The sequence below is a fragment of the Lentilactobacillus parabuchneri DSM 5707 = NBRC 107865 genome (genome assembly GCF_001435315.1).
Taxonomy (GTDB): Bacteria; Bacillota; Bacilli; order Lactobacillales; family Lactobacillaceae; genus Lentilactobacillus; species Lentilactobacillus parabuchneri.
The window spans coordinates 135058-153674 of record NZ_AZGK01000005.1; the positions used below are offsets into that span (position 1 = coordinate 135058).

Sequence of the window (18617 nt, forward strand, 5' to 3'; positions counted from 1 at the left end):
GTGCTTGATTTGGCAGCTTAGAAGATATAAATTGAATGAGTCAATATAAGTGCCATTGAGTACACCTTAATTTGGCCTGAAGAAAGTGAGAAATACAATGCAAATTGTCGAAGTAACGGACCCCAATTCTGAACTGATCGAGCGCTTGGTGGCAGTTTGGGAGTCTTCTGTCAGGGCGACCCATTTATTTTTAACAGACGATGAGATTCGAAGTATTAAGAAAGTCATTCCTGAGGCGATCGTCAATGTCCAGCATTTAATCGTAATGAAGCGCGATGATAATGATCCGATCGGCTTCATGGGGGTCAATGATCAAATGCTTGAAATGTTATTTATTTCAGATCAATACCGCGGTAAAGGCTTAGGCAAACAATTATTCGAAGATGGACTGCAAAAATATTCGATCAATCAACTTGGCGTCAACGAACAAAACCCACTTGCTCGGGGATTTTATGAGCATATGGGATTTAAAGTGTATCAACGGACTGAATTAGATGAACAGGGGAATCACTTTCCAATTCTCTATATGAAAAAAGTTGATGACGATTAAGTCAGTCACCCGTAGGAAAACAAAAACAGCGAGGCATTTGCCTCGCTGTTTCATTTTTAAAATCGCGTTGTACTTACTGATTTTTTGCTGATTTTGGACCCAAAACTACCATGCTAAAATGCTGAAATATAGCAGTGACTGGCTTGTGATAACTAAAATCAGTTAAGTCTGATGCGCTCGGGGGGAATCGAACCCTCATTTCAAGAACCGGAATCTTACGTGCGATCCATTACACTACGAGCGCAACTTACTATACCAATATACTAGAAAGTAAGAATTTTTTCAAGAACAAAGAAAAATTGATTGTGAAAACGCTTACTAAATCTAATTTCATTGCAATTCTCCGGCGGTCTGCTATACTCGAATCTGGGTAATATTTTATGGTTACTCGATGCATACTTTGAACTTTGGTTCACAAGGTGCTGACTTTGTTTTCATTTCATGGTACGATTAATGTGTACTGTGTCTTAATATTTTCTTATTTCCTAAAGGAGGAAAACTTAGTATGACTGTAAAGATTGGTATTAACGGTTTTGGCCGAATTGGTCGTTTGGCATTCAAACGGATTCACGAATTGCACTCCGACGAAATTGAAGTGGCTGCAATTAACGATTTGACCACTCCATCAATGTTGGCTTATTTATTGAAGTATGATTCAACCCATGGACGTTTCCCTGGTGATGTTTCTGCAACTGACAAGGGTATCGTCGTTGACGGTAAAGAAATCCCTGTATATGCAGAAAAAGATGCTTCTAACCTTCCTTGGGTTAAGAACGACGGTGTTGACTACGTTCTTGAATGTACTGGTTTTTACACTTCAGAAGAAAAATCACAAGCTCACATCAAGGCTGGTGCAAAGCGTGTCTTGATTTCAGCTCCTGCTGGTCAAATTAAGACTGTTGTTCCTGGCGTTAACTTGGATGAATTGAACTCAAACGATGTAATCGTTTCAGCTGGTTCATGTACAACTAACTGCTTGGCTCCAATGGCTTACTTCATGAACAAAGATTTCGGTATCAAAGTTGGTACCATGACAACTGTTCATGCATTCACTGCTTCACAACAAATTCTTGATGGTCCTAAGACTAAGAAGAAGCGTAACAACCGTACTGCCAGTGCTAACACGATTCCTCATTCAACTGGTGCTGCTAAGGCTATCGGTTTGGTTATCCCTGATCTTGCAGGTAAACTCCAAGGTCACGCACAACGTGTTGCCGTAGTTGATGGTTCATTAACTGAATTGGTTGCAATCCTCGACAAGAAGGTTACTGCTGACGAAGTTAACGATGCTATGAAGAAGCACACCGCTGACAACCCTGCCTTTGGTTACAATGCTGACGAAATCGTTTCATCAGACATCATTGATGACGATCATGGTTCAGTATTTGACCCAACTCAAACTGAAGTTACGACTGCCGGTGACAACCAACTTGTTAAGACTGTTGCTTGGTATGACAACGAATGGGGCTTCACTTGCAACATGGTTCGTACTTTGTTGAAGTTTGCTTCACTTTAATAATTAATTGTAAATGGCGGAGGAGGGTGGCCTTCTCCGTCTTTTACTATCTAACTATGTTCTACTAATCACAAACACAAACGATTTTGGGAGGTTTCAAAATTGGCAAAATTAACAGTTTCTGATTTAAATCTCGAAGGAAAGAAAGTTTTGATGCGTGTCGACTTTAACGTACCAATTAAAGACGGCGTTATTGGTGACGACAACCGTATCCAAGCTGCTTTACCAACAATTAAGTACGTATTAGACCACAAGGGCAAGGCAATTCTTTGCTCACATCTTGGCCGAATTAAGAAGGAAGACGACAAGAAGGGCTTATCATTACGCCCAGTTGCAGAACGTCTGTCAAACCTTTTGAACAAGCCGGTGATTTTCTGCCCCGTAACTGAAGGCAAACAACTTGAAGATGCCATCGCTAAGATGGAAGACGGCAGTGTGCTGTTATTTGAAAACACCCGTTACGAAGATGTTGTCAACGGTGAATACGTCAAACGTGAGTCCGGTAACGATCCTAAATTAGGCGAATACTGGGCATCACTTGCTGACGAATTTATCAACGACGCCTTTGGTACTGCTCATAGATCCCACGCCTCAAACGCTGGTATCGCAGAAGCAATGCACAAGGATGGCAAGCCGGTTGCTGCTGGTTTCTTAATGGAAAAAGAGATCCAGTTCTTGGGTGAAGCTGTTAACAATCCACAACGTCCATTTGTTGCCATTCTTGGTGGTGCCAAAGTATCAGACAAAATTGGTGTGATTGATAACCTGCTTGACAAAGCTGACAAGATTATCATTGGTGGTGGAATGACCTACACATTCTATGCTGCCAAGGGCATCAAGATTGGAAACTCACTTATTGAAAAAGATAAGATTGACGTTGCCAAGAAGATCCTTGAAAAGGGCGGCGACAAGATCGTTCTCCCTACTGATAACGTGGTTGCTAAAGAATTTAACAACGATGCTGAACACAAGGTTGTTGAAGGTGACATTGATGACGGCTGGATGGCTTTGGATATTGGTCCTAAGTCAATCGAAGCGTTCGAAAATGTTCTTAAAGATGCCAAGACTGTCGTTTGGAACGGCCCTATGGGTGTGTTTGAAATGGCTAACTACGCACAAGGAACCCTTAAGATTGGTGAATTCTTGGGTACTTTAAGCAATGCTACAACAATTGTTGGTGGTGGGGATTCAACTGCTGCTGTTAAGCAATTAGGCGTTGCTGACAAATTGACCCACATTTCTACCGGTGGTGGTGCTTCACTTCAATATCTTGAAGGTAAGACGCTTCCTGGTATTGCAGCAATCGATAACAAATAATCTTGAAAGGGCCCGCTTTTTAGCGGACTCTTTTTAATTTACTAAAAATTGGTATAGGAGAAAAATGTGGCTTTTGAAACCGGGATTCGTTACAATGGCATTAAGTTAAAAAATGTAAAGGATGATTTCTTATGAGAATTCCGTTCGTTGCCGGTAATTGGAAAATGAATTTATCGGTTACAGAAGCAGTCAAATTTCTTCAAGATATTAAGGGCAAACTGCCGGATCCCAAGGTGACTGAAACCTGTGTGGCGGCCTCCCCGTTGTTTTTGGAGAGCATGTTGCAGGAAAATGGTGATTCACCACTGATTATTTCTGCCGAAAATTGTTTTTACGAAGATGCTGGTGCCTATACGGGCGAAGTCAGTCCCAAGGCGCTTTCTGAAATGGGTGTTACCCACGTGATCATTGGTCACTCAGAGCGGCGGAAGTATTTTAATGAAACCGACGATATTATTAACAAGAAGGTGCACGCCGCCTTTAGAAACCACTTAACGCCGATTATCTGCTGTGATGAAACCATGAGCCGAAGAGAATCAGCCGACAGAATCTCGTGGGTAGTCAGTCAAGTGACCAACGCCCTAAAGTCGGTGACGCCCGAACAAGCTGAAACCATCATTGTGGCTTATGAACCGAGTTGGGCAATCGGCAGTGGTAAAACAGCCAGCAGTGATGAAGCTGAAGAGGGCTGCTACTTGATTCGCCAAACAATTGCTGATTTGTACGGCGATGATATTGCCAACCAGGTCCGCGTTTTGTACGGAGGCAGTGTCAATGATGAAAATGCCGACGATATTCTTTCACAGACCGATATCGATGGTGTTTTGGCCGGTGGGGCCAGTTTAAAGGCAGATTCGTTCTTGAAACTTGCAAACTTTTTACAAAAATAGTTAAATTCGTTGAATTGTATTGAAAGTTAGTCCCGAAACTAATAGAATTAGAGTGAACCTTGTACAAAAGGTCACAACTTTCGCTAAGGAGAGAAAAAAACATGTCAATTATTTCTGATATTTATGCTCGTGAGGTTCTAGACTCTCGTGGTAACCCAACTGTTGAAGTTGAATTATATACTGAAGCAGGCGCAATGGGCCGTGGAATCGTTCCTTCAGGTGCTTCAACTGGTGAACACGAAGCTGTTGAACTCCGTGATGGTGACAAGGATCGTTACATGGGCAAGGGCGTTACCAAAGCCGTTGACAACGTTAATAACATCATCGCTAAAGAAATTGTTGGCTACGATGTTACTGACCAATTGGCAATTGATAAGGCCATGATCGAATTGGATGGTACGCCAAATAAAGGTAAGTTAGGCGCTAACGCTATTTTAGGTGTTTCCTTAGCCGCTGCCCGTGCTGCTGCAGACGAATTGGAAGTTCCATTGTACAACTACCTTGGTGGTTTCAATGGTCACTTGCTTCCAACACCAATGTTGAACGTTATCAACGGTGGTAAGCATGCCAACAACAAGGTTGATTTCCAAGAATTCATGATCATGCCTGTTGGTGCCCCAACTATCAAAGAAGCAATTCGTTGGAGTTCAGAAACATTCCATAACTTGAAGAACTTGTTGAACGAACGCGGATACTCAACTGCCGTTGGTGATGAAGGTGGATTTGCACCTGATTTGAAGAACAACGAGGAACCATTTGAAATCCTTGTTGAAGCTATCCAACGTGCCGGCTACAAGCCAGGTAAAGACATTGCCATTGCCTTTGACTGTGCCGCATCTGAATTCTACAACACTGAAACTAAGAAGTACGACTTGAAGGGTGACGGAAAGTCATACACTGCTGACGAATTTGTTTCATTGCTTGAAGGCATTGTTGACAAGTACCCAGTTATTTCAATCGAAGACCCACTCGATGAAAACGAATGGGAAGATTGGCAAATGGCTACTCAACGTCTTGGCAAGAAAGTTCAAATCGTTGGTGATGATTTGTTTGTTACCAACACTGATTACCTTAAGAAAGGTATCAAGATGGGCGTTGCCAACTCAATCTTAATCAAGTTGAACCAAATCGGTACTTTGACTGAAACTGTCGAAGCTGTTGAAATGGCTAAAGAAGCAGGTTACACTGCTATCATTTCACACCGTTCAGGTGAAACTGAAGACACAACGATTGCTGACTTGGTTGTCGGTTTGAATGCCGGTCAGATCAAGACTGGTTCAATGAGCCGTGGCGAACGTATCGCTAAGTACAACCAATTGATGAGAATTGAAGACCAACTCGGTGACGTTGCCGATTACAAAGGAATTCACTCATTCTACAACTTGACAGAACAAGCACGTCAAGACATCTTAAACAAGTAATAACAAAAAAGTCGCGTTTGCGGCTTTTTTTATACATAAAATTCCTCCCATTTGCGTATTTAACTATTAGACTGCAAATTTTTAGGAGGTTTTTATTATGAAGAAAGCAATTGTATTGTCAGTTTCGATGGGGGTCCTGGGATTTTCGGCGCCTTTGGTGAGTGAGCAGGTGGCGAGGGCAGAAGTAACAGCTGCCGTATCCGCGAACCCCGCCGAAAATAAGTCGGTTGAAGTGGTGAAGGAATTTTATGTCAAAAATCTTTTGGGGAAAAGAAGTATTGTAAAAACGGTTCCTACAAGATTGCCAATTGATTCAAACGGCAACATCATTGTTCCGGATAATGAACCTGATTACACGCCTGATAAAACGATTGTTTCCTCAAAAAAAGGATCTTTAAATAATATCCATGTAGCTTATAACGCGCTTCCCGCAACGGTCACAATTAAGCATTTTGATGAGAGTGGGGAAAAGATATTAGACGATTTAGTCGTTGGAAAAGCCACTATCCATGGAAAATATTATGTATCCCCGGCTCAAGCAGATGTCTCTCATTATGAACTGGTCGATCCTAAATTGATAAGCGGAGAGATACTCTCGACAAATTTTGATATCAATTTGATTTATAAGGCCTTGAATTCAGTTACACAGGAAGTTGCCCCAAATAATGTCGTTAAGGTTATTCAACCTACAAGCGAGAAAAATGAATCTAGTAGTTTAAAGCCAACAACCTTAGCTCCCGAGATTAAATCAATTCCCGAAGCCCCCGCAGCTGAGCGGCAGTCCGCAAAGAAAACGACCCTAACCACTAAAGCCCAGCCGGTGGCTGTGAGTCCGGACCCAGCTACACCCAAATTGATTGAACCGGAAAAGTCAACTGCGCCGGAAGTTTCTGTTACACCACAAATGCCGGTTGCACCTCAGCTTGAAACCAAAGAGCAGGTATCATCTCCTGACAAGCCAACGGTAATTGATCCTAAGGTGGAAGCAACGGCGCCAACCACGCTCAAAGAGAAGCCAACGGTTCCAGAACAACAAGTGGTTACTACCAGCTCAGAAAAATCGGTTGGTTTAAGTAAAACCACCAAAGAAGCCAGGACTCAAAACACCACAAACCCAATTACAACGACAATTGTTAATCCGGCTGTTCAAACAAAAACAACGGCTGAACGTGAGGCTGCTAAGCCAAAATCGGTCGAAACGGGGCAACCAGATAACAAGGAAACACAAACGGTTAAAGAGGGGCAACATCAAACTGAATTTCCAGCAAGTTCGGGAAACTCAAACGCTAAGGATGGCTCTGAAAGCCCAAAAACAGTTGGTGAAGCCAAAGCGGGGGTTCCAGCAAGCCCCAAAGTTGGCGAAACAACCGTTAAGACTTCAAAAGTCGACGACAAAAAGCTGACAGAAGCTATCAATAAAACCAAGGAGCCAACCGAAGACCAAGCCTCAAAAGTAAAAGAAGTTGCCAAAAACGACATTTTGACTTATCAGCTTCGTGGATTGGACACTCATGGCAATCAATTATTTAACAAGACGCTCAAACTATCGAACGATGAAGCGGTTAAATTCCGCAACAAAAACATCGAATACTATGGTTATGATTGGGTATCAACTGATTTCGATGACCAATCCAAAGTGTTGACACTGCACTACGCTGCTAAAAAGGTCAAGTTTAACATTATCAATGTTGATGAGAACGGCCATGTTCTGTCGAAGAATCAGGTGGAACTCGACTTTGGGACAAGTCAATCGTTTGCCGCCCGTCATTTCCCAGGATATCAGGCCAAGCAGGCGGATAAAGTGCTCAAGGCAGATAACTTGGTACCCAATGATGTCGAAATGGTTTATACAAAGCTTCCTGAAACGATTTCCCGTCAATCAGTTGAAGTACCGACGAAAGGCGAACAACATGCAGCCACCACAACGAACAAGGCGGTTGATAATAAGGCCAAACTAAAGTCAAAAACTGCTGACAAGCTTAAAAACGCCCGTCATCACGCTGCGGTCGTGCACGATGATGACCAGCCGGACCTGAAAGACAAGCAAACTGCCAGTGGGGATGAGAAGCTGCCTCAAACTGGCGAGTCAAAATCAATCCTAAGTATTTTAGCTGGGGTGGGGATTTTATTGGTGATGGCGATGAAAAAAGGTTTCAAACGATTCATTTGATTATGATATGATTGATATCAGAAATAATTAAAGGATGATCGACGTGCAGGTTAGAGGAAGTTACAAGCTATCTCAAATAAAAACAATTTTCAATGGGATTTTGGTTGGTATATTGGCCGGTTCCGCGGTGTCGCTATTTCGCTGGGCCATTGGACATATGATGGGGCTGATGCGTTATTTATACGTTAATGCAGCAGCACATCTTTCGCTCCTGGTTTTGGCGATTGGCATTAATATCGTCATCGGTCTTTTAGTCGGCTGGTTTTTGAAACAGCAACCGGATATCAAAGGATCTGGCATCCCCCAAGTTGAGGGACAATTACTGGGAGAGGTTGATTATAATTGGTGGTCGATTTTATGGCGCAAATTTGTTGGCGGCATTTTAGCGATTGGCAGCGGGCTTTACCTTGGGCGTGAAGGGCCGTCTATTCAACTGGGATCAACGCTGGGACAAGGGGTTGCCCACTTTACCAAACAAATTGGGTTTGACCGTCAGGTACTGATCTCAAGTGGTGCGGCCGCCGGCTTAAGCGCGGCTTTTAACGCACCAATTGCCAGCACGCTATTTGTACTGGAAGAGATTTATCATAATTTTTCAACGAATATTTGGATTGTTTCCTTGACCTCGGCAATCACGTCAGACATGGTTGCGACCTACGTTTTCGGTCTGAAGCCTGTTCTTTATATGAAGAGCACGCCATTGCCACTTAAATACTTTCTTTGGGTTGTCTTATTAGGGATTGTTTTAGGCGTTTTGGGCCGAATATATCAAATGGTCATCTTAAGTATGGGCAAATGGTACCGGCACACCAAGCTTCCGTGGTACTTTAACGGGATAATTCCGTTGATTTTGGTGATTCCCCTGGGGGCCCTTTTTCCGCGGCTTTTAGGCGGTGGCAGTGACATTATTTTACATTTAAGTGCTGCCGGTTATCCGACGCTCGTCTTGTGCGGCTACTTATTAATTCGTTTCGTATTTTCAATGATTTCTTATGGCAGTGGCTTACCGGGTGGCATTTTTTTGCCCATTTTATGTCTCGGCGGTTTGATTGGGGCGATTGTCGGCAGTATTGCCATTAATCTAGGTTGGATGAATCCATTTTATTTTTCAAGCTTCATCATTATGGGGATGGCGGGGTACTTTGCCGCAATTAGTAAGGCCCCGTTCACAGCCATTCTCCTCATCACTGAGATGGTTGGGACCCTGACTCATCTCCTGGGACTCGCGGTGGTCTCATTGGTCGCATACGCCGTTATAGACCTGCTCAACGGCAAGCCAGTCTATTATTCAATGCTTCAGCAGTTACTGAAGGTTCAAAGCCAGTTAAATCTTGGCCGATCCGTTCAAATTATGGTCAGTGTGTACGCCGGATCTGATATGGATGGCAAAAAAGTTCGCCAGATCGAGTGGCCAACCGGGTCCCTGCTCACAAAGATTGAACGAAATGGCGTTGAAATCATTCCGGCAGGTGATACGCTGGTCCGCTGGGGCGATACGCTTTTTATCAACGTTTCAACCAAGAATCAGCATGCAATTACACAAAAAATTATTGCATTAACAAACGAAACTTAATTACAAAAGGTAGCGAATTCTGCTATAATGTGTTAGTTTAGTAAGAGTAGTATTAAGCCGATTGAACGGTAGGAGGCTATCAACGTGTACAATTTTTTGTTAACATTATTGCTGATCGACTGTGTGTTAATTACAATCGCAGTATTAATGCAACCATCAAAGACTAATGACGCCATGTCTGCCTTAACTGGTGGGGCCGATGACTTGTTTGCCAAGCAGAAGCCACGTGGCTTTGAAGCATTCATGCAAAAAACGACACTTGTTTTAGGGATAATTTTCTTTCTCTTAGCACTTGCATTAGTTTGGATATCATCTCATTAGTATTCAATCCTCCTGTTTAAATGCAGGAGGATTTTTATTATAATTGAAGAGGTGACATGAAAGGATGAGTGCGATGCAAGTCCCAGTAAAATCTTTTTATTTCGAACACGGCCCTCAAGCAGTGATTTTGCTGCACGCGTTTGCGAGCGGTCCGGTGGACGTTCGAATGTTGGCAAGGTATTTGGAACGTCAGAACTACACAGTCTATGCGCCGATGTTTACCGGACATGGGACTGCAGACTTCACTGACATTTTGCTCCAAGGAACACCTGAACGATGGTGGCAGGACGCTCAGGCCGCAATTCAATTTGTGCGAGACCGGGGATATCGCCAAATCAGTATTTTTGGGATTTCACTTGGCGGCATTTTTGCGGCGAAGGCCCTGGAAAACGATTCGCAACTGGTTGGTGGCGGTTCATTAGGCTCCCCAATTGTCCGCAAACGGCAATTTAGCGTCCACAACACCTTCATGCAAATGGCCAAGGCTAACTTTGTGCGCTTTCAAACCAATGAAGCCATTATGAATTCAAAGTTAAAATGGTTGGATGATAATATTGATCAATTACTTGGAAAAATTGCCGACTTCACGGTTGGCGTTGCCGAGGATTTGCCCAAAATTCATCAACCTTACTTTATTGGTCAGGGATTGAGCGATGAAATCGTGAATCCACAGAGTGCCAAATCGCTTCGAGACGGGTTAATCAACAGCCAAGTCAGTTATCATGAATACCCCAATGCCAGTCATATGATTACTGTCAACAGCGCCCATAAGCAACTCGAATCGGACTTAACAGAATTTCTAACAAAACTTTATGAATAATACGAGGAATATAGATTGCAAGATAATGATTTAAAAATTCAAATAGAAAACGTTCTGCGGACTTATCCGGATAACGTATTTACTGTCGAAAAGATTGCCGATGTTTTACGTACCCACGGATCAGCCGCATTCAAATTGATTGTCCAAGAGTTGGCTGCCCTTGAGCGTGATGGGATCGCAGTTGTGACTGATGAAGGGAAATTTCAGATGAATCCTGATAAACAAAAGTTAACCGGAACCTTCCATGCCAATGATAAAGGATTTGGTTTCGTCGCGTATGATGAAACCGCTCCGGACGCTTATATTGCGCCTGACAATACCATGAACGCCTTAAATGGTGATACGGTTGAAATGGAAATTGTCCGGCCGGCCCAACCAGGTTCGGACCGCGGCCCAGAAGGTAAAGTGGTTGGCATCGCGGAACATAAATATACCCGTGTTGTGGGACCGTTTCAAGTAAGCGACGACGATAAGGGCTATATTGGCCAATTGACGTTAAACGACAAAAAGATTGCCAAATACAAGTTTTATATCAACGATGTTGGTCTAAAGCCAACACCGGGCGAAGTGATTACTGCCCAAATTACCGAGTATCCGGATGCCAAGCATCCCGAATACATGGTGGGGATTGCCGACGAAGTGATCGGTTCGGTTGATGATCCCGGAATCGACATTTTACAAATTGTGTACGCCCATGACATTCCAGCAGAATTTCCTGAGGATGTTATTCAAGCAGCCGACGCAATTCCAGATCACGTGACCGAAGAAGAAAAAGTCGGTCGAGAAGATATTACCGACCAGGACTTGGTTACTATTGATGGGGAATCATCTAAAGATTTGGATGATGCGGTTACCGCTTGGAAACTGCCAAACGGCAATTATCATTTAGGTGTTCATATCGCTGACGTGAGCCATTACGTTAAGCCGGGAAGCGCCATTGATAAGGAAGCCTTCCGTCGTGGGACATCGGTTTATTTAACCGACCGGGTTATTCCAATGCTGCCACGTCGTTTATCGAACGGAATTTGTTCCCTAAATGAGGGTCAACTCCGTCTTTGTATGAGCTGTGAGATGGAAATCGATCAGTCCGGCAATATCATCAAACACCGGATTCATCCAAGTTTGATGCGGTCAACTGCCCGAATGACTTATACGGCGGTTAATAATATTTTGGAATCTCACGATGAAAAAACAATCGATCGATACAAGCGATTGGTACCAATGTTTGAAACGATGGGTGAGCTTCACAAGATTTTGTACAAACACCGTAAATCGCGGGGTGCCATTGATTTTGACGACAACGAAGCTGAAATCATTGTTGACGAAAAGGGACATCCAATCGACATTAAGCTCCGGGTTCGTGGAACTGCTGAACGGATGATTGAGTCGTTTATGCTGGCAGCCAACGAAACAGTTGCCAAGCACTATTACGAAAGCCACGTACCGTTTATTTACCGGGTCCATGAAACGCCTGATGCCGACCGAATTAGAAGCTTCTTTGAAACGTTGACAGCATTTGGAATCAACGTTAAGGGTGATCCTGAACACGTCACCCCCAAGACGTTACAAAACGTTTTGAAAAAAGTTGCCGGCAAGCCTGAAGAAATGATGGTTTCGGTCATGCTGTTGCGGAGCTTAAAACAAGCTCGTTACGCTGACCAATCTCTTGGTCACTTCGGCTTAGCTGCACCATTTTATACCCACTTTACATCACCAATTCGTCGTTATCCGGACACGATGGTCCACCGTTTGATTCACTACTATGAAGATAACGGCATTAACGATGAAACCAAGAAGCGTTACGCAAATGTCTTGGACGAAATCGCCACCACGACTTCCGAATACGAACGACGGGCCGTTGACGCTGAACGGGATACTGACGCAATGAAGAAGGCCGAATATATGAACGACCACCTTGGCGAGGAGTTTGACGGGGTCGTCAGTTCAGTTATGAAATTTGGGTTGTTTATTGAATTACCCAACACCGTCGAGGGCTTGGTCCACATTAGCCGAATGAACGACGACTATTACCAATACGTTGAGCAGTTTATGGCCTTGGTCGGCAGAAATACTCGCCGGACCTACAAGATGGGCCAGCCGATTAGAGTCAAGGTTGTCAACGTTGATGTTAAGCAAAGTGCCGTTGATTTTGATATTGTGGATCCCGAAAAGACACCACAGAGCAACATGTTGCCAAAGCGGACATACCACAGTAATGACCATCGCAACAATGATCGTCATGGGAACAACCACTCAAATCATTCAAACAATAACAACCGTGGCAGAAATAATAATCATTCACGCGGCAATAATGGGCACCAGAATCACAATAAGCATTAAGATGTAAACGAGGTGGTCGAATGGCCAAAGGGAAAAAACAGCATAACAATGACAATTTGATGGCCCAAAATAAAAAAGCCCGCCATGACTATTCCATTTTGGAAACAGTCGAAGCCGGGATTGTTTTGACCGGAACCGAAATCAAATCAATTCGTGATCGGCGAATTAATTTGAAGGACGGGTTCGTTCAGATTCGAAACGGCGAAGCTTATATGATGAACGTTCATATTAGTGAGTACGCCCAGGGCAATCAATTTAACCATGACCCACTTCGAAACCGGAAGCTGCTGCTTCACAAAAAGCAAATTCATCGCCTTGCTGAAGCGACAAAGGATAAGGGGATCACAATTGTTCCCTTGAAAGTTTATCTAAAAAATGGTTTCGCCAAAGTGTTAATTGGTGTGGCCAAAGGTAAACGGGAATTTGATAAGCGAGAAACGATCAAGCGCCGTGACCAGAAGCGTCAGATTGATCGGGTCATGAAACATTACTAAGCTGAATATGAGTAAACAAAAAGCGTTGAAGCAACCAGAGATGGCTTGCTTTCAACGCTTATTTTCATTTGTTATGAAGGGTTTGGATGTTTTCACTTTCGAGCTTGGGATTTGAAATCTTTTCCAAAACGCCTAATTTCAGTCTGGAAGCATGGACGAGAGAGGGATGGTTAAGCAAGGCCGCAATGGCCAACACCAGCGGTTCGTGGTCGATGTTGTCAACTGACATGATTCGGATAACCTGGTCAGATTGACTGTATGACTTGATAGTGGCAATATGCGTCCGGCCGCGGATAATCCTGTACGATTGTTTGTCTTGATTTCCCGTAATCAGCCAGTTAATCCCATTAATAAAAATGGTCGTGTAGTGCATCGTAAAATGAATGACTGAGGTCCCAACAAACTGGTCCAGATAATACAAATCAAACTTCGGCGTCATGCCCATTGATTGTTGTCGAACGGATACAAGTAGCTCGCCGGTAATTGAATAGATGGAAAAAGTATCGGAAATGAGTCCCCACTTTCCGACAATTAAATACTTGGTGTCCCGATATTGATCGGTCACTTTTGATGACCGGGTATGATCCAGTTCAGTTAAGTTTAACTGTAATTTTCGACTCATAAACGCATTTCCTTTACTTGTATTATTTTCATTTTAACACGTTCTGAAATTATTTACTCTGGTGTTATTTTAAAATGGGTATGGTAGAATAAAACGTGAGGTGTTGCGAATGAAACCGTTTATAAAAAATGATTGGTGGGACGTTTTAGAGCCCGAATTTGAAAAAACTTACTATCAGCAGTTACGCCAATTTTTGATATCAGAATACAAAACACAGTTTATCCATCCTGATATGAATCATATTTTTGAGGCGTTTCAGTTAACGCCCTTTAGCCAAGTCAAAGTCGTGATTTTGGGACAGGATCCCTATCACGAACCAAACCAAGCCCAAGGGTTAAGCTTTTCAGTTATGCCAGGTGTCAGAATCCCACCATCGCTTCAAAACATCTATAAGGAGCTTCAGTCCGACTTGGGAATTAAGCCCGTTTCACATGGTGATCTTCGAAGCTGGGCGAAGCAGGGGGTTCTTTTGTTGAACTCGGTGCTGACAGTCCGTAACGGACAGGCTTTTTCTCATAAGGGCAAAGGTTGGGAACAACTAACCGACGCTGCGATTTCAAAGCTGTCGGCGCGTGAAAAGCCGGTTGTTTTCATCTTGTGGGGACGAGCGGCCAGAGATAAGATTGCGTTGATCGACACTTCGACCAATGTGGTCCTGCAATCCGCTCACCCGAGTCCCTTATCAGCTAATCGGGGATTCTTCGGTTCCAAGCCTTTTTCCAAGACAAACGAAGCCTTGGAAGCAATGGGTGAAACGCCGATTAACTGGCAGTTGCCTGAAAAGGTTTCTCAAACATCGTAGTTGTGATTTTTAGAATTGGAGGATTTGTCATGGATTTATTTGAAAGTCTCAAGCAAAAAATTAGTGGTAAAAATATCAGCATTGTGTTCCCTGAAGGAGACGACGTTCGAATTCTGGGTGCCGCAAGCCGATTAGCCAAAGATGGTTTGGTTAACCCGGTCATTCTTGGGGCAACCGATACAGTTGAAAAAGTTGCCAAGGATGCCGACATTGATTTAAGTGATGTTGAAATTATTGACTACCTTAATCAGCCTGCTGACCAGATTGATGAAATGGTTGCTGCAATTGTTGAAAGACGAAAAGGCAAGACTGATGAAGCACAAGCACGTGAATGGCTGAAAGATCCAAATTATTTTGGGACGACTTTAGTCTACATGAATAAAATTAACGGAATGGTATCAGGTGCCAACCATCCAACCGGCGACACCGTGCGTCCCGCACTTCAGATTATCAAGACAAAGCCGGGTGTGAAGTTAATTAGTGGGGCCTTTATCATGCAAAAGGGTGATGAGCGTTACCTGTTTGCCGATTGTGCCATTAACTTGGACCCGGATGCAAATGCATTAGCTGAAATTGCGGTTGAAAGTGGTAAGGTTGCCAAGACCTTCGATATTGATCCAAAGGTGGCCCTTTTAAGCTTCTCAACTAAGGGATCCGCCAAGGGCGATATGGTTACCAAGGTTCAAGAAGCAACTAAATTAGCCCAAGAACAGGCACCCGACATGGCAATTGATGGTGAAATGCAATTTGATGCTGCGTTTGTTCCTTCAGTTGGTGAGCGCAAGGCACCGGGTTCGAAAGTTGCTGGCCACGCAACCGTCTTTGTCTTCCCAGAATTGCAATCAGGAAACATTGGTTACAAGATTGCCCAACGCTTTGGTGGTTTTGAAGCGATTGGCCCAATTCTGCAAGGCTTAAACAAACCCGTTTCTGACTTGTCTCGAGGCAGTAACGAAGAAGATGTTTATAAAGTTTCGATCATCACAGCTGCACAGGCATTATAATCAAATTAACTAACGGCGAGGGTTGTGGCAAATGATTTTATTTGTCTGCAATCCTTTCTTATTGGAAGGAATGATTCGTTGATCAATACAGTAACGGTTAAATCTGCAGACCAGACAATGGCCATTGGACAAAAGCTGGCCCAATATCTGAAGCCACGAGATTTGATCTTATTAGATGGCGATCTTGGGGCCGGCAAGACGACTTTTACGAAAGGCCTTGCCAAGGGACTCGGCATTGATCGCCCAATAAAGAGTCCAACCTTCACCATTATTCGTGAGTATCAAGATGGCCGAATTCCGTTGTATCACATGGATGTTTATCGGCTGGAAGAAGGCGGTGCTGATGATTTGGGCCTGGAGGAGTATTTTAACGGTGACGGGGTCAATGTGGTTGAATGGTCGAAATTTGTGGCCGATGAATTACCAAATCAGTATCTGCGGATTATTTTCCGGCGGGATGATTCAAAAGGTGATAACGTTCGAACGTTGACCTTTGAAGCAAAGGGTGAACGATTTGAAAAGATGATTCGAGAAGTGTTGGCGGATCAATCATAGAAAGTAGGGATGTCGATTGGCAAAAGAAGTCGAATTTCGCTTGGCGGAAAAAGCAGACGGCCAGGCCGTATTGGACTTATTAAAGGCTTTACAAACCGAATCCGATACTTTTTTAGTGGACTCAGACTTAAGTGATCTAAATGGTCCTATGGAAGCACAACAGATTGACATGATTAACCACACCCGGACGAATTTACTGGCAGTGGCGGAATATGATTCAGAGTTGGTTGGCATCGTGACTGTCGATGAAGTCGACGAAAGCAGGGGCGAAGTTGGCCTGGCTGTTCTGGCGGGCTTTCAAGGATATTCGATTGGCACAAATCTGATGGAGTTGGCGATTGACTGGGCCAAAGACTTTAGTCAGCTCGACCAGCTGTTCTTAACGGTCTTCTCAAACAACGGACCGGCCATTCACGTATACGAAAAAGTTGGCTTTCAACGGACAAAAGTGATGGCTCAAAATGACCGCGAACTTATTGAAATGAAACTAGATGTTCATTAAGTTGCAAAATAGGCTCAAACTGGAATCAGATTCAATTCCAGTTTGAACCTATTATTTTAGCTATATTCGACGAAAAGTCCATCAATTTGACTAAGAAACTTAATGAGTGACTTTTTTGAAGTAGTTAAATGGCCTTCACGAATTCTCGTAAAGCCTCACTACCAAATTGCTGCTGTTCGGTTAACAAGATGTTTGCACAAGCAACACTGTCGTCTAAGGCATTGTGATGATGCTCCAATTCAATGTGGAGCTTCTCGCAAAGTGTATTGAGCTTATGATTTTCCAACGTCGGATAAAACCGCTTGGACGTTCGCAGTGTGTCCAATGTGAGATAGTGGGGTGGATTGACGTCGTAGCGTTCCAGGGTCCGCTTTAAGACACTGTTGTCAAACGCTGCGTTATGCGCAATCACCAATTTGTTTGCAGTAAATAACGGTGCAATGTGATCCCAAACCTCCGGAAAAGTCGGCGCGTCAACCACATCTTTTTCGTGAATCCCGTGAACATTAATGTTTCGCCAGCTAAATTCCATTTCCGGGTTGATGAGCGAATAAAATTCGTGGGCAACTTGATTATCTCTAACAATTGCCAGTGCAATGGAACAGGCGCTGGCTCTTTTTGCATTTGCGGTTTCAAAATCCATCGCAACAAAGTTCATATCTTTCACCTCAATGTATTCACATTGTACAAAGAACGCTTCTAAAACGCAACTTGATTGCATTCCGTGATCTCCGCCCATGGATCGGGTGTTTCGTGGTAAAATTAATTTATATGCTTTGAAACAGAGGAATTTAATCATGATGCAATCAAAAACAATTTTAAACGTTTACCCTGATATCGATATTTTAATGAATGAACCGCTATCCAAATATACGCATACCTTAACCGGCGGACCGGCTGATATTTTAGCGTTTCCACGCAGCATCAAGGAATGCCAACAGCTTTTGGATTACGCCAATGAGAATCACCTGCCGATAACGGTGATTGGAAATGCCAGCAATTTAATCGTCAAAGATGGTGGCATTCGCGGGCTAACGATGATTTTAACAAAAATCAAAAAAATCACGTCTCACGAAAATTTGGTGGTCGCTGAATCCGGGGCGGCTTTGATTGACGTGACCAAGGCTGCTCAGGCCAATTCACTTACCGGCTTGGAGTTCGCTGCCGGAATTCCCGGAAGTGTCGGTGGCGCGGTATATATGAATGCTGGAGCATACGGCGGCGACATTGAAAACGTTGTTACTGGCGCAGAGGTCTTAACCCCTGACAATCACATTCTGCATCTGAACCACAAACAACTTGATTTTGGCTATCGTCATTCCAGTGTTCAGGATCATCACCAAATTGTCCTCTCAGCAACTTTTGCCTTAACCACTGGAATTGCCGAAAAGATTCAAAAACAAATGGACCATTTGAATGCATTACGGGCGGCCAAGCAGCCACTTGATCTTCCTTCATGCGGAAGTGTGTTTAAGCGGCCGGCCGGCCATTTTGCGGGCAAATTAATTCATGATGCCGGCCTCCAGGGCTTTCAAATTGGTGGGGCCCAAGTTTCGATGAAACACGCCGGATTCATTGTCAACGTTGACCACGCTACGGCGACCGATTATTTAAACGTGATTGCCCACGTTCAAAAAACAGTTTATGATCAATTTCAAGTTCATCTCGAAACCGAGGTTCGAATTATTGGTGAAGACCCCAAGCAAGATTAGGAGTTGGT

Annotated in this window: 18 protein-coding genes and 1 tRNA gene; 16 read left to right on the forward strand and 3 right to left on the reverse strand. The window is 43.6% G+C overall.

What is annotated here, in order from left to right; translation table 11 throughout:
• Positions 1-97 precede the first annotated feature (97 nt).
• Positions 98-550 carry a GNAT family N-acetyltransferase gene (locus tag FC51_RS06805; protein ID WP_057910233.1) on the forward strand — a complete coding sequence of 151 codons (453 nt, stop codon included), beginning with the start codon at positions 98-100 and terminating at the stop codon, positions 548-550.
• A 172-nt stretch (positions 551-722) separates the two neighbouring features.
• Here FC51_RS06805 and FC51_RS06810 read toward each other — a convergent pair.
• Positions 723-794: transfer RNA gene (locus FC51_RS06810), tRNA-Arg, on the reverse strand.
• A 261-nt stretch (positions 795-1055) separates the two neighbouring features.
• Here FC51_RS06810 and gap point away from each other — a divergent pair.
• The 10 genes from gap (at position 1056) to smpB (ending at position 13412) form a co-directional block, all read left to right on the forward strand.
• The gene (gap, locus tag FC51_RS06815) at positions 1056-2066 is read left to right on the forward strand and encodes a type I glyceraldehyde-3-phosphate dehydrogenase (RefSeq protein WP_057910232.1); all 1011 of its coding nucleotides are present in this window, start codon (positions 1056-1058) and stop codon (positions 2064-2066) included.
• A gap of 102 nt (positions 2067-2168) precedes the next feature.
• On the forward strand, positions 2169-3383 hold the full coding sequence (locus tag FC51_RS06820; RefSeq protein WP_057910231.1) for a phosphoglycerate kinase: 1215 nt from the start codon (positions 2169-2171) through the stop codon (positions 3381-3383).
• Between the two features lie 131 nt (positions 3384-3514).
• Positions 3515-4273: a triose-phosphate isomerase gene (gene tpiA / locus FC51_RS06825; RefSeq protein ID WP_057910230.1), complete on the forward strand. Its 759-nt coding sequence runs from the start codon at positions 3515-3517 to the stop codon at positions 4271-4273.
• A gap of 101 nt (positions 4274-4374) precedes the next feature.
• On the forward strand, positions 4375-5694 hold the full coding sequence (eno, locus tag FC51_RS06830; RefSeq protein WP_057910229.1) for a phosphopyruvate hydratase: 1320 nt from the start codon (positions 4375-4377) through the stop codon (positions 5692-5694).
• Positions 5695-5791: 97 nt separating this feature from the next.
• Positions 5792-7864 (forward strand): MucBP domain-containing protein, encoded by a 2073-nt coding sequence (locus FC51_RS06835; RefSeq protein WP_057910228.1) that lies wholly within the window; start codon positions 5792-5794, stop codon positions 7862-7864.
• A gap of 34 nt (positions 7865-7898) precedes the next feature.
• Entirely contained in the window at positions 7899-9437 is a 1539-nt protein-coding gene (locus tag FC51_RS06840; RefSeq protein WP_057910227.1) for a ClC family H(+)/Cl(-) exchange transporter, read from the forward strand.
• 84 nt (positions 9438-9521) lie between these two features.
• The gene (secG, locus tag FC51_RS06845; RefSeq protein ID WP_013728113.1) at positions 9522-9758 is read left to right on the forward strand and encodes a preprotein translocase subunit SecG; all 237 of its coding nucleotides are present in this window, start codon (positions 9522-9524) and stop codon (positions 9756-9758) included.
• A 73-nt stretch (positions 9759-9831) separates the two neighbouring features.
• Positions 9832-10578: an alpha/beta hydrolase gene (locus FC51_RS06850; RefSeq protein WP_057910539.1), complete on the forward strand. Its 747-nt coding sequence runs from the start codon at positions 9832-9834 to the stop codon at positions 10576-10578.
• Positions 10579-10593: 15 nt separating this feature from the next.
• Positions 10594-12918, forward strand: a complete 2325-nt coding sequence (gene rnr / locus FC51_RS06855) for a ribonuclease R (protein WP_057910534.1) — start codon at positions 10594-10596, stop codon at positions 12916-12918.
• A 20-nt stretch (positions 12919-12938) separates the two neighbouring features.
• The gene (gene smpB / locus FC51_RS06860) at positions 12939-13412 is read left to right on the forward strand and encodes an SsrA-binding protein SmpB (RefSeq protein WP_057910533.1); all 474 of its coding nucleotides are present in this window, start codon (positions 12939-12941) and stop codon (positions 13410-13412) included.
• 64 nt (positions 13413-13476) lie between these two features.
• On the opposite strand, the gene FC51_RS06865 is transcribed toward smpB, so the two are convergent.
• Positions 13477-14034: an LURP-one-related/scramblase family protein gene (locus FC51_RS06865; RefSeq protein WP_057910532.1), complete on the reverse strand. Its 558-nt coding sequence runs from the start codon at positions 14032-14034 to the stop codon at positions 13477-13479.
• Between the two features lie 109 nt (positions 14035-14143).
• On the opposite strand from FC51_RS06865, the gene FC51_RS06870 reads away from it, so the two are divergent.
• The 4 genes from FC51_RS06870 to FC51_RS06885 all read left to right on the forward strand — a co-directional run bounded on the left by FC51_RS06870 (position 14144) and on the right by FC51_RS06885 (position 16897).
• Positions 14144-14836, forward strand: coding sequence for a uracil-DNA glycosylase (locus tag FC51_RS06870; RefSeq protein WP_057911244.1), 693 nt, complete (start codon positions 14144-14146; stop codon positions 14834-14836).
• A 29-nt stretch (positions 14837-14865) separates the two neighbouring features.
• On the forward strand, positions 14866-15840 hold the full coding sequence (gene pta / locus FC51_RS06875; RefSeq protein WP_057910530.1) for a phosphate acetyltransferase: 975 nt from the start codon (positions 14866-14868) through the stop codon (positions 15838-15840).
• A gap of 78 nt (positions 15841-15918) precedes the next feature.
• On the forward strand, positions 15919-16395 hold the full coding sequence (gene tsaE / locus FC51_RS06880; protein ID WP_099046978.1) for a tRNA (adenosine(37)-N6)-threonylcarbamoyltransferase complex ATPase subunit type 1 TsaE: 477 nt from the start codon (positions 15919-15921) through the stop codon (positions 16393-16395).
• Positions 16396-16411: 16 nt separating this feature from the next.
• Positions 16412-16897 (forward strand): GNAT family N-acetyltransferase, encoded by a 486-nt coding sequence (locus tag FC51_RS06885; RefSeq protein ID WP_057910529.1) that lies wholly within the window; start codon positions 16412-16414, stop codon positions 16895-16897.
• A gap of 124 nt (positions 16898-17021) precedes the next feature.
• On the opposite strand, the gene FC51_RS06890 is transcribed toward FC51_RS06885, so the two are convergent.
• A complete protein-coding gene (locus tag FC51_RS06890; protein WP_057910528.1) occupies positions 17022-17555 on the reverse strand; it encodes a 3'-5' exonuclease in 534 nt (177 codons plus the stop codon).
• Positions 17556-17697: 142 nt separating this feature from the next.
• Here FC51_RS06890 and murB point away from each other — a divergent pair, with 142 nt between their 5' ends.
• Positions 17698-18609 (forward strand): UDP-N-acetylmuramate dehydrogenase, encoded by a 912-nt coding sequence (murB, locus tag FC51_RS06895; protein WP_167547576.1) that lies wholly within the window; start codon positions 17698-17700, stop codon positions 18607-18609.
• Positions 18610-18617: the final 8 nt, after the last annotated feature.